Origin of the sequence: Saccharothrix sp. S26, assembly GCF_021390395.1 — a bacterium.
Classification (GTDB): domain Bacteria; phylum Actinomycetota; class Actinomycetes; order Mycobacteriales; family Pseudonocardiaceae; genus Actinosynnema.
In genome coordinates this window covers 114,660-126,310 of record NZ_JAJUWT010000014.1, presented here as the reverse complement: position 1 = coordinate 126,310, position 11,651 = coordinate 114,660, and the positions used below count along the sequence as shown (strand labels likewise).

Below are 11,651 nucleotides of genomic sequence, written 5' to 3'. Positions count from 1 at the left end.
GCCCCCGACGGGTGACGTGCCGTGCGCTGAGCTACGCTCCCGCATGATCCGGCATGGGGCGGACTTCCACCCCTGCCTGCGAGCTTTTTGACGTTGAGTGGCGCGAGGAGGCGGCGAGCAGTGGGCCTGAAGGAGGGCACCAGGGCAGCCCGGCTGGCGAAGGTCGGCGGGCTGGTCGGCCTGGTCGGCGTCGGGGCCACGGGTTGCTCCACGGAAGAGGTGCTGCGCTTCGGTTGGCCGGTGGCCGTGACGCCGCAGGCCGAGGCGATGCGCGAGCTGTGGACCTGGTCGGTCGTCGCCGCGCTGGCGGTCGGCGTGATCGTGTGGGGCCTGATCCTCTGGTCGGTCGCGTTCCACCGCAAGAAGAGCGAAGAGCTGCCCCGACAGGTCGCCTACAACCTGCCGCTGGAGCTCGTGCTGCTGGTCGTGCCGACGATCATCGTCGCGGTCTTGTTCTACTTCACCGCCGTGACGCAGAACTACGTCACGGACAAGAGCAAGACGCCCGACGTCACGGTCGACGTGATCGCGTTCCAGTGGAACTGGGAGTTCCAGTACCCCCAGCACAAGACCGAGGCCTCGGGCCTGCCGGTGAGCACCGTCGGCACGTCCGGCGAGATCCCGCTCCTGGTGGTGCCGCAGGGCAAGTCGATCCGCTTCAACCTGCGGTCGACCGACGTCATCCACTCGTTCTACGTGCCGGAGTTCCACTTCAAGCGGGACGTCTTCCCCGAGCCGGAGAAGAACAACCAGGACAACGCGTTCCAGATCGACCAGATCGACCGGACCGGGTCGTTCGTCGGCCGCTGCGCCGAGCTGTGCGGCGTCTACCACGCCGTGATGAACTTCGAGGTCAGGGCGCTGGAGTCGGCCGACTACGACCGGTACATGGACCTGCGCGTGCAGACCAACCCCGACACCGGGCAGCCCTACACGGCCGCCGAGGCGCTGACCGAGTTGAACTGCGGTGAGCTGTGCACGCCGCACGCCGTGACGACCAAGCCCTTCGACACCGACCGGACTGTCCGCGAGGCGTCCGACGGTGGGAAGTAGGAGGACGCTGCGATGAAGGTCGAAGCCCGCATTTTCGACTTGGTGATGGGGTTCTCGTTCCTGATGGCCGTCGTGTACGGCTACTGGACCTGGGCCGACACCGGGCACGTCGAGCCGACCGGCACGGTGGCGCTCGCGCTGACCGGCGGCCTGGCGCTGATCGTCGGCACCTACTTCCGCTTCGTCGCCCGGCGCATCGAGGTGCGCCCGGAGGACAACGCGGATGCCGAGGTCAGCGACGGTGCCGGTGAGCTGGGCTTCTTCAGCCCCGGCAGCTACTGGCCGATCGGCCTGGCGGCGGCCGCCGCGACCGCGGGCGTGGCGCTGGCGTTCTGGCACGTGTGGCTGCTGGTGATCGCCATCGCGATGGTGCTGATCGCCGTGGGCGGTCTGGTGTTCGAGTACCACACCGGTCCGAGCCACGACTGAGCGTCCCGACGCTGAACGAAGGGGCCCACCTCGCCGCGGCGAGGTGGGCCCCTTCGTCGTCGGGCGTCAGGCCGCGGCGGACGAGTTCTGGTAGCTGTCGACGTACTCCTGCCCGGACAGCTCCAGGATGCGGTAGACGATCTCGTCGGTGACCGAGCGCAGCACCGGCAGCGACTCCTGCATGCCCGCGTACCGGTCGAAGCGCAGCGGCTCCCCGAACCGGACCGTGATGGGGCGCACTCGGGGCAGCTTGCGGTCCACCGGCTGCACCTGGTCGGTGCCGATGAGCCCGACCGGGACGACCGGCGCGCCGGACTCCAGCGCCATCCGGGCCACGCCGGTGCGGCCGCGGTGCAGCCGGCCGTCCAGCGAGCGCGTGCCTTCCGGGTAGATGGCGAACGCGCCGCCGCGGTCCAGGATGTCCTTGGCGGTGTCCAGCGAGGCCCTGGCGGCCCGGCCGAGGCCCCGGCGCACGGGGACGTGGCCCAGCGAGCCGAAGAAGTAGCGGGAGAGGGCGCCCTTGACGCCCTTGCCCTCGAAGTACTCGGCCTTGGCGAGGAACGAGACGCGGCGCGGCACCACCATCGGGATGACGATGCTGTCGATGAACGACAGGTGGTTCGGCGCGAGGATCACCGGACCGTCGGCGGGCACGTTCTCCAGCCCTTCGACCGTCGGCCGGTAGACCAGCCGCGCCGTGGGCGCCACCACTCGTTTCATCACCGTGTAGAGCATGGGAACAGCATGACCCGCCCCTGTTGCGCGGCGGTGAAAAGGTGGCCGTCGTCTCGGTCGGTCGCACCGGCAGGTCGGTTCGTTCATGCAACCCGGTCCACCGCGGACCCCGCCCGGCCGTTCGAGACCGATGCCCCAACGCCGCCACCGCTCGTTCACCAGGATCGCCGCAGCCGTCCACGGGACGCACGACGTGACCTCAGGCACCAGAGGTCGTCCACGGCTCGCCAGGGGCCGCTACGGCGATCTCCCGGCCGAGGAGCCCGACCGATCCGAGGGCTCAGGCGTCCGCGAGGGCCGTCTTCAGCTCCGAGGACCGCGCCGCCCACCGCCGCAGCAGGTCCGCCGCCGCGCCGGAGTCGATCGCCTCGGCCGCCCGGCCCAGCGCGCCCGCGAGGTCGGCGTTCAGGTCGCCCGACAGCCCGCTGTGCGCCGCGATCGCGCCCGCCGCGTTGAGCAGCACGGCGTCGCGCACCGCACCCGGCTTCCCGGCCACCAGGTCGCGCACGACCTCGGCGTTCACCGAGGCGTCACCGCCCTTGAGGTCTTCGGGCAGCGCCGGCGCGATGCCCAGCGCCGACGGGTCGATCCGGTCGGTCCGCACCTGCCCGCCGTCGGCCACCCACACCGACGTCGTGGTGGTCGTGGTGATCTCGTCCATGCCGTCGTCACCGCGCACGACCAGCGTGGTGTTGCCCCGCCGCGCGAAGACGCCCGCGATCAGCGGCGCGAACGCCACCCGCGCGCACCCCACCAGGCCGGTCTTCGGCTGCGCCGGGTTGGTCAGCGGGCCGAGCAGGTTGAACGAGGTCGGGATGCCGATCTCGCGCCGCGGCGCGCCCGCGTGCCGGAAACCGGGGTGGAACACCGGCGCGAAGCAGAACCCGATGCCCAGCTCCTCCACCGTCTGCTGCACGCCCAGCGGCGGCAGGTCGATGGCCACGCCCAGCGCTTCGAGCACGTCCGCGGTGCCGCACTTGGACGACGCCGCGCGGTTGCCGTGCTTGACCACCGGCACGCCGGCCGCGGCCGTGACGATCGCCGCCATGGTCGAGATGTTCACCGAGCCGGAGCTGTCACCGCCCGTGCCCACGATGTCCGCCGCGCGCACGTCCACGGTGAACCGCCGGGCGTGGCTGAGCATCATCGTGGCGATGCCGTCGACCTCTTCCGGCGTCTCGCCCTTGGCCCGCAGCGCCACCGCGAACGCGGCGATCTGCGCGGGGGTGGCCGCGCCGGACATCACTTGGTCCATGGCCCACGCAGTGTCGTCCTGCGACAGGTCGACCCGGTCGACGAGCTGGTTCAGCAGTAACGGCCAGGTGCGCTCCACGGCGACATCAGCCCCGGACCACGGGCAACGCCGTCGAGCGCAGCACCTCGGCCACGGTCTCGGCGGCCGCCAGCGGGTCGAGCGGGTGCACCAGCACCGCGTCCGCCTGCGACCACGTCGCCAGCCACCGGTCGTCCTTGCGGCGCACCGCGACCACGATCGGGGGACAGTCGGCGATCTCGTTCTTCAGCTGCCGGGACAGGCCCATGCCCCCGGTCGGCTGCGCCTCGCCGTCCAGGATCGCCAGGTCGACGCCGCCCTTGTCCATCTCGTACAGGACGTCGGCGATCCCGCCCACCTCGACGTACTCGACGCGGCCCAGGTCAGGGGCGGGACGGCGACCCACCGCAGTGATGATCGTCTCACGCACCTCGGGGCGGTGGCTGAACACCAGGATCCTGGTCGTCTGCGTGCTCATCGGCGCGATCCTCCGGCGGGTCGGGGTGCCAGGTGGGTCCAGATGTTATCCGGCTAACTATGCGTGACCTGAAGTGCGTCCCACCCGATCCAGTCGCCGCCCAGGCGCTGGGCCAGCCCCGCCATCCGGGCCCGCTCCTGAGCGCAGTGCAACGCGTCCAGCCGTTGCACCCGCAGCGCGTGCCAGCGGCCGTCGTGACGAAGCTCCCACCCGTCCGGTGCGAGCAGCTCGCGCGCCCGTTCCACCTGGTCAGGCGGCAGGTCGAGGTGGTGGCGCAGCACCGCGGGCTCCTCCGGTCGCCACCGCGGCGACCTGGCCAGCGCGGCCGAGTCGGCCTCGGCGATGTCGAACGCCTCGACCACGACCGACAGGCCGGGTGAATCGATCTCCAGTGCGGGTACACCCCTGCGCGCGCGTCGATCACGCAACCGGCTCAACAACCCCATGACCGTCCTCACCGTGCGTGTGACCCAGATGACCTGCGTACGTGCCCCGGACCCGATGGGCGGGGCGAAAACCTGCAAGCAATAATGCGTCGTGTGACAACGGCAGCGCCCTCAATCGGCCAGCGCGTGCACTCGCTGAACCGCCCGAACATGGTCAGCGTCGGCACGATCGTCTGGCTGTCCAGTGAGCTCATGTTCTTCGCGGGGCTCTTCGCCATGTTCTTCACGGTGAAGGCCCAGAACGAAGGGCACTGGCCACCAGAGCCGACCGAGCTGAACGTGCCCTACGCACTGTTCTTCACGATCATCCTGGTGGCGTCCTCGTTCACGTGCCAGTGGGGCGTGTTCGCCGCCGAGCGCGGTGACGTGTTCGGCCTGCGCCGCTGGTACGTCGTGACGCTGATCATGGGCGCGATCTTCGTGGCGGGTCAGGCCGGTGAGTACGTCACCCTCGTGCACGAGGGCACCACGATCCCCAGCTCGGCCTACGGCACGGTGTTCTTCCTGACGACCGGCTTCCACGGGCTGCACGTGATCGGTGGCCTGATCGCGTTCGGCTACCTGCTGGTCCGCACGAAGCTGAGCAAGTTCACGCCCGCGCAGGCGACCTCCGCGATCGTCGTGTCGTACTACTGGCACTTCGTCGACGTCGTCTGGATCGGCTTGTTCGCCGTCATCTACATCGTGCCCTGACCAGCTCGAACCCCGAACTCACACCAGCAAGGGTTGCCGCACACATGACCACCAACACCACACGGGCCCGGAAGCGCAGCACCAAGCTGCGCAGGCGGATCTCGGGCCTGCTCGCGCTGGGCTTCGCGCTGCTGGCCGCGGGCTTCCTGTTCAGCGCCCTCGCGCCGCAGCCGCAGACCGCGCAGGCGCAGGACGACCCGGCGCAGGTGCGACTGGGCGAGCAGCTCTACAACAACACCTGCATCAGCTGCCACGGCAAGAACCTCGACGGCGTCGAGGACCGCGGCCCCAGCCTGATCGGCGTGGGCGAGGCGGCCGTCTACTTCCAGGTCTCCTCCGGTCGCATGCCGATGGCCCGCCAGGAGGCGCAGGCCCAGCGCAAGCCCGCCAAGTTCACGCCGGAGGAGGTGGACGCGATCGGCGCGTTCATCCAGTCCCGCGGCGGCGGCCCGCAGACCCCCGAGGAGCGCGGTGAGGCGCTGCGCGGCGACGACCCGGCCCGCGGCGGCGAGCTGTTCCGGCTCAACTGCTCGGCGTGCCACAACTTCACCGGCCGCGGCGGGGCGCTGTCGTCCGGCAAGTTCGCGCCCGAGCTCGACGGGGTGACCGAGGAGCAGCTCTACACCGCGATGCTCACGGGCCCGCAGAACATGCCGAAGTTCTCCGACCGGCAGCTCACGCCGGAGGAGAAGGAAGACATCATCGCTTACATCAAGTCGGTGACCGACGGGAACAACAACCCCGGCGGCGCCCCCCTCGGCGGCCTCGGGCCGGTATCGGAGGGTCTGATCGCGTTCATCGTGGGTATCGCCGCCCTGATCGGCGTGACCCTCTGGATCGGAGCCAAGGCATGAGCGGCGTGAAGCCGAACGAGCTGCCCGACGAGGCGGAACTCGCCGGGATGAGCCGGGACGAGCTGGTCAAGCTCGGTACCGCCATGGACGGCGTGGATCTCGTCCACTACGAGGACCGGTGGCCCGTCAAGGGCACCCGCGCGGAGAAGCGCGCCGAGCGCCTGGTGGCCCTGTGGTTCACCATCGCCGCGCTGTCCGGCATCGCGTTCCTCGTGGCGTTCATCTGGTGGCCGTGGAAGTACGAGGCTCCGCACAACGACGAGCACTTCCTCTACAGCCTGTACACGCCGGTCATCGGCCTCACGCTGGGCCTGTCCATCCTCGGCCTCGGCATCGGCGCGCTGCTGTACACGAAGAAGTTCATCCCCGAGGAGCTGGCCGTCCAGCAGCGCCACGACGGCGGGTCGACCGAGGTCGACAAGGCCACGGTCGTGGCCCAGCTGGCCGACGCGGGCGACCGCTCCACCATCGGCCGCCGGTCGCTGATCAAGCGCACCGCGGGCTTGGGCGCCGGCGTGTTCGGCCTCGGCGTGCTGGCCGTGCCGCTGGGCGGTCTGATCAGGAACCCGTGGGCGCACAGCGACTCCAAGGACTCGCTCTGGCACACCGCGTGGAAGTCCGAGAACGGCGAGAAGGTGTACCTGCGCCGGCACACGGGCAACTTCCACGAGGTCGCGCTGGTGCGCCCGGAAGACCTCGACGCCGGTGGTTTCGAAACGGTGTTCCCGTTCCGCGAGTCGGAGCGTGACGACGAAGAAGCCCTGGTCCACGCGTTGAAGCGGGCCGACAGCCCGGTCATGCTCATCCGCCTGCGCCCCGGCCAGTCGGTGGTCAAGCGCGCCGGCCAGGAGGACTTCAACTACGGCGACTTCTACGCGTACTCGAAGATCTGCACCCACCTCGGGTGCCCCACTTCGCTGTACGAGCAGCAGACCGGCTTGCTCCTGTGCCCCTGCCACCAGTCGCAGTTCGACGTCTTCCACTACGGCAAGCCCCGGTTCGGTCCGGCGACCCGCGCCCTGCCGCAGCTTCCGATCACGGTTGACGAGGACGGATACTTGATTGCCCGCGGCGACTTCATCGAGGCCGTGGGTCCGGCGTTCTGGGAGCGTAAGTCATGAGCGGCATCACCACGCCGACGAAACGGCAGGGCGCGGGCGCCCGGGTGGCGGGTGGCGCCGCCAAGTGGGCTGACGACCGGTTCCACATGGCTTCCGGCATGCGGAAGCAGTTGAACAAGGTCTTCCCGACCCACTGGTCGTTCCTGCTCGGCGAGATCGCGCTGTACAGCTTCATCGTCCTGCTGCTGTCGGGCACGTACCTGGCCCTGTTCTTCGACCCCTCCATGGAGGAGGTCGTCTACAACGGCAGCTTCGTCAACCTCCAGGGCATCGAGATGTCCCGGGCGTTCGAGTCGACCCTGCAGATCTCGTTCGAGGTGCGCGGCGGCCTGTTCGTCCGCCAGGTCCACCACTGGTCGGCGCTGCTGTTCATGGGCGCGATCGTCGTGCACATGTTCCGGATCTTCTTCACCGGCGCGTTCCGGCGCCCGCGTGAGATCAACTGGGTCATCGGCATCGTGCTGTTCATGCTGGGCGCGATCGAGGGCTTCCTCGGCTACTCGCTGCCCGACGACCTGCTGTCCGGCACGGGCCTGCGGGTGATGGCGGCGCTGCTGATCTCGTTCCCGGTGGTCGGCACGTGGATCAACTGGCTCGCGTTCGGCGGCGAGTTCCCCGGCACGGAGATCATCCCGCGGCTCTACACGCTGCACATCCTGGTCATCCCGGGCATCATCCTGGCGCTGATCGCGGTGCACGTCGGCCTGGTCTGGTACCAGAAGCACACGCAGTTCCCGGGCGTGGGCCGCAAGGAGACCAACGTCGTCGGCGTGCGCATCATGCCGGTGTTCGCGGCCAAGGGCGGCGGGTTCTTCGCCGTGGTCGTGGCCGTCACGGCGATCATGGGCGGCGTCTTCCAGATCAACCCGATCTGGAACTTCGGCCCGTACAACGCGGCCCAGGTGTCGGCCGGCGTGCAGCCCGACTGGTACATGGGGTGGACCGACGGCCTGATCCGCCTGTGGCCCGCGTGGGAGCTCTACCTGGGCAACTACACGATCCCGGCGCCGTTCATGCCGTTCATGCTCGGTCTGCCGCTGCTGACCGGCCTGGCCGCGGTGTACCCGTGGATCGAGCGCAAGATGACCAAGGACTACGCGCACCACAACCTGCTCCAGCGCCCGCGCGACGTGCCGGTCCGCACGTCGCTGGGTGTCATGGCGATCTCGTACTTCATGGTGCTGCTGCTCTCGGGCGGCAACGACATCATCGCGATGAAGTTCGACATCTCGCTGAACGCGATGACGTGGATCGGCCGCATCGGCATGCTCCTCGTCCCGCCGGTGGCGTACTTCATCACCTACCGCATCTGCATCGGGTTGCAGCGCGCGGACCGCGAGGTGCTGGAGCACGGTGTCGAGACGGGCATCATCAAGCGCCTGCCGCACGGCGAGTTCATCGAGGTCCACCAGCCGCTGGGCCCGGTGGACGACCACGGCCACCCGCTGCCGCTGGCCTACCAGGGCGCGTCGGTGCCGAAGAAGATGAACAAGCTGGGCTCGGCCGGGCACCCGGTGCCGGGCAGCTTCCTGACCCCGGACCCGCCGGAGGAGACCGCCGCCCTGGGCCGTGCGCGGGCCGAGCGCGGTGTCGCCGCGGACTCCCTGACCGCCGAGAACAAGCCGGCGGGCGAACTGGCCGGGAAGCCGTCCCAGCCGGAGGACTGACCGTTGGACGCCGGAAGGCCCCGCACCCGATCGGGTGCGGGGCCTTCCCATGCCCGCGGCGCTACCGTCACCCCCGTGCCCGATTCCCGACCGCTGCTCTTCCTCGACGTGGACGGGCCGCTGATCCCGTTCGGCGCGGACCGGTACCCGACCTACGGCGCCTCGACCGGCGACAACCCGCTGCTGACCAGGGTCGACCCGGCACACGGACCGCGGTTGGCCGCGTTGCCCTGTGAGGTGGTCTGGGCGACGACGTGGAGGGGAGAGGCGAACGACGTCGTCGCACCGCGGCTCGGGCTGCCGGAACTCGCCGTGGTGGTATGGCCCGAACCGTCCGAGGCGGACGAGCGGGACGGGCGTGCCGGGCTGCACTGGAAGACGCCGGCCCTGGTCGACTGGGCGGCGGGGCGTCCGTTCGCGTGGGTCGACGACGAGATCACCGACGTCGACCGGGTCTGGGTGGCCGAGTACCACCGGGGACGAGCCCTGCTGCTCCGGGTCGACCACCGGCAGGGGTTGGCGGACGCCGACTTCCTGGCGTTGGAGGAGTGGTTGCGCAGCGCCTAGGAGTTCCGGTCGACGGTCCATCTCAGTGAACGCGCCACGGTGTCCAACAGGCGGTGCTGGGCCTGGTCGGTCGGTTCGTCGGGCCACTGGGACGTGCGGTGAGAGCGCGGGCACCACACCGTGACGTCGAGGCTGACCACGAGGTCGTCCGGTGTGGTGGCGAAGCGGGGCGAGCCCGGTGCGGTCAGGCGTCTTCCAGGCCGATGGCGAAGGCCGCGTCCGTGTCGCGCTTCGAGTACGACCGGAACGAGATGTGGGTGTCCGTGTTCAGCACGCCGGGCACCTTGGAGATGTGGCCGGGCACCAGGTCGGCCAGGTCCTCGTGCCGGGCGACCTTGACCAGGGCGATCAGGTCGACGTCGCCGGCGCACGAGTAGACCTCGGTGACGCCCTCGATGTCGGCGATCGCCTGCGCCGCGTCCGGGATGGTCTCGGCGGCGGCCTGGATCAGCACGATCGCGGTGATCACAGCGGTCCTCCACAAGTCGTCGGGGTATCGACCGACCAACATGCTAGTGGCCCGCCACCCGGTACTGGTCTCGACCGGCCTCGGCGCGGGCCACCCAGTCCCGCCACGCGCCGGCGGCGTGCGCGGGCGAGGTCCACGGGCGGTCGCAGTAGACCAGCCGGGTGCCCGGTCGGTCGATCCACCGCAGCACCACGGCGACCTCCTCGGCGGGCGCGCCGAACAGCGGGCCCTCACCCGGGACGACGGTCTCCGCCGACGCCACCAGCGCGTCGACCACCGGCATCGGCCGCGTGCCCCGCCGCGCCACCCCCGCCGACGCCAACCGGCCGTGCCGCACCACGGCGAACTCCCACCCGCCCGAGCCGTCCGGACGGGCGGCCACCACCTCCGGCAACGCCGCCAGACCCGCGAGCCGCTGCGCCCGGTCCAACGACCGCACCAACGACGACATCCGGTCACGGCGGGTGGCGGCGTCCTCGAACCGGTGAGCCAGGGCGAGCGCGTCGATCTGCTCGGTCAGCCCCCGCAGCGGGGCCACGTCCGCCCCGGCCACGAGCCGCCGGAAGGCCGAGACGGCGGGGGAGTAGTCGTCCACCGACTGCCGTCCCGCGCACGGCGCCTTGCACCGGCCCAGCTCGAACAGCGCGCACGGCGTGGCGGAGGCGTTGCGCGCCGGGATCCGGATCGAGCACGCCCTCAGCGGCACGGCCTCCAGCATCGCCTCCAGGGCCGTCTCGGCCAGCCGCCGGGACCGGAACGGGCCGAGTGCCCCCTCACGCGGCGTGCGGACCACCGAGAGGCGTGGGAAGGCCTCGTCCGTCAGCACGAGCCACCACGCCTGCCCCTGGTTCTTGGACCGGCGGTTGTAGGCGGGCTTGTGCGCGGTCAGCAGCCGCAGCTCCCGCACCTCCGCCTCCAACGAGTGCGCGCACTCCACCGCGTCCACCCGCACGGCCAGCGACACCATCTCCCGCAGCCGCTTGCGCCCCTCGCTCGCGGTGAAGTACTGCCGCACCCGCCGGCGCAGGTCGGACGCCGTGCCGACGTACAGCACCTCCTCCGACGGCCCGCGGAACAGGTACACGCCCGGCGTGGAGGGCAGGTGGGCGGCCAGCGTCCGCTTGCGCCGCTGCGCCGGCGTCACCTCGGGCAGGTAGGCGACCAGCTCCTCCAGCGAGTGCACGCCGACCGAGCCGACGCGTTCCAGCAGGTGGTGCAGCACCTCGACGGTCGCGCGGGCGTCGATCAGCGCCCGGTGGTTGGGCTGCACGGACACGCCGAACAGGTGGGCCAGCGCCGACAGCCGACAGCTCGGGGCCTCCTCGCGGCTGAGCACCCGGCGCGCCAGCTTCACCGTGCAGACGACCGTCGGCTTGGGCCAGGTGTAGCCGAGCCGGGCGCAGGCGGCCTTGATGAACCCCACGTCGAAGCCCGAGTTGTGCGCCACGAGCACCGCGCCGGCGGCGAACTCCAGGAACGCGGGCAGCACCGTGGTCAGCCGGGGCGCGCCGGTCACCATCAGCTGGGTGATCCCGGTCAACGCCACCACCTGCGGCGGGATGCCCCGCTCGGGGTCGACGAGGGTGCCGAACTCGCCGATCACCCGCCCGCCGCGCACCTTGACCGCGCCGATCTCGGTGATCGCGTCCTCGTCGGCCCGGCCACCGGTGGTCTCGAGGTCGAACACGACGAACGTGGTCTCGCGCAGCGGTGTGCCCAGTTCGTCGAACGTGAGCTGAGTAGTCATCGGGCGGCACGTTAACGGGACGCACCGACAGTGTTGATCGGTCGCCGCTCCACACCCACCCTGAGACCACGTGCGGACGACTTCCCGGCGACCGACCCGCCGTCCGCGGAGCAGCGGCC

13 protein-coding genes are annotated in these 11,651 nt (G+C 70.5%); 7 read left to right on the top strand and 6 right to left on the bottom strand.

What is annotated here, in order from left to right; genetic code table 11:
* Positions 1 to 120 precede the first annotated feature (120 nt).
* Both coxB and LZG04_RS23385 read left to right on the top strand, forming a co-directional pair.
* Positions 121 to 1,053: a cytochrome c oxidase subunit II gene (gene coxB / locus LZG04_RS23390; protein ID WP_233820110.1), complete on the top strand. Its 933-nt coding sequence runs from the start codon at positions 121 to 123 to the stop codon at positions 1,051 to 1,053.
* Between the two features lie 12 nt (positions 1,054 to 1,065).
* A complete protein-coding gene (locus tag LZG04_RS23385; protein ID WP_233820109.1) occupies positions 1,066 to 1,482 on the top strand; it encodes a cytochrome c oxidase subunit 4 in 417 nt (138 codons plus the stop codon).
* 66 nt (positions 1,483 to 1,548) lie between these two features.
* On the opposite strand, the gene LZG04_RS23380 is transcribed toward LZG04_RS23385, so the two are convergent.
* From LZG04_RS23380 to LZG04_RS23365, 4 genes are all read right to left on the bottom strand, one after another.
* A complete protein-coding gene (locus LZG04_RS23380; RefSeq protein ID WP_233820108.1) occupies positions 1,549 to 2,217 on the bottom strand; it encodes a 1-acyl-sn-glycerol-3-phosphate acyltransferase in 669 nt (222 codons plus the stop codon).
* A gap of 280 nt (positions 2,218 to 2,497) precedes the next feature.
* Positions 2,498 to 3,550 (bottom strand): anthranilate phosphoribosyltransferase, encoded by a 1,053-nt coding sequence (gene trpD, locus LZG04_RS23375; protein ID WP_233820107.1) that lies wholly within the window; start codon positions 3,548 to 3,550, stop codon positions 2,498 to 2,500.
* Positions 3,551 to 3,557: 7 nt separating this feature from the next.
* Positions 3,558 to 3,968 carry a hypothetical protein gene (locus LZG04_RS23370; protein WP_233820106.1) on the bottom strand — a complete coding sequence of 137 codons (411 nt, stop codon included), beginning with the start codon at positions 3,966 to 3,968 and terminating at the stop codon, positions 3,558 to 3,560.
* Positions 3,969 to 4,021: 53 nt separating this feature from the next.
* Complete coding sequence (locus tag LZG04_RS23365; protein WP_233820105.1) at positions 4,022 to 4,414, bottom strand: hypothetical protein; 393 nt, start codon at positions 4,412 to 4,414, stop codon at positions 4,022 to 4,024.
* Between the two features lie 84 nt (positions 4,415 to 4,498).
* Here LZG04_RS23365 and LZG04_RS23360 point away from each other — a divergent pair, with 84 nt between their 5' ends.
* From LZG04_RS23360 to LZG04_RS23340, 5 genes are all read left to right on the top strand, one after another.
* Positions 4,499 to 5,107, top strand: a complete 609-nt coding sequence (locus LZG04_RS23360) for a heme-copper oxidase subunit III (RefSeq protein ID WP_233820104.1) — start codon at positions 4,499 to 4,501, stop codon at positions 5,105 to 5,107.
* Positions 5,108 to 5,151: 44 nt separating this feature from the next.
* A complete protein-coding gene (locus LZG04_RS23355) occupies positions 5,152 to 5,961 on the top strand; it encodes a c-type cytochrome (protein ID WP_141978295.1) in 810 nt (269 codons plus the stop codon).
* The gene (locus LZG04_RS23350; protein WP_233820103.1) at positions 5,958 to 7,082 is read left to right on the top strand and encodes a ubiquinol-cytochrome c reductase iron-sulfur subunit; all 1,125 of its coding nucleotides are present in this window, start codon (positions 5,958 to 5,960) and stop codon (positions 7,080 to 7,082) included. The genes LZG04_RS23355 and LZG04_RS23350 overlap by 4 nt, the downstream gene beginning before the upstream one ends.
* Entirely contained in the window at positions 7,079 to 8,749 is a 1,671-nt protein-coding gene (locus tag LZG04_RS23345) for a cytochrome bc complex cytochrome b subunit (protein ID WP_308199259.1), read from the top strand. Before LZG04_RS23350 ends, LZG04_RS23345 begins: the two co-directional genes overlap by 4 nt.
* Positions 8,750 to 8,824: 75 nt before the next feature.
* Positions 8,825 to 9,316: an HAD domain-containing protein gene (locus LZG04_RS23340; protein ID WP_233820101.1), complete on the top strand. Its 492-nt coding sequence runs from the start codon at positions 8,825 to 8,827 to the stop codon at positions 9,314 to 9,316.
* A gap of 184 nt (positions 9,317 to 9,500) precedes the next feature.
* Here the strand turns inward: LZG04_RS23340 and LZG04_RS23335 are convergent, their stop codons facing one another.
* Together LZG04_RS23335 and LZG04_RS23330 are read right to left on the bottom strand one after the other, a co-directional pair.
* Entirely contained in the window at positions 9,501 to 9,785 is a 285-nt protein-coding gene (locus LZG04_RS23335) for an Lrp/AsnC family transcriptional regulator (RefSeq protein ID WP_053718754.1), read from the bottom strand.
* 43 nt (positions 9,786 to 9,828) lie between these two features.
* A complete protein-coding gene (locus LZG04_RS23330; protein ID WP_233820098.1) occupies positions 9,829 to 11,532 on the bottom strand; it encodes a DEDD exonuclease domain-containing protein in 1,704 nt (567 codons plus the stop codon).
* Positions 11,533 to 11,651: the final 119 nt, after the last annotated feature.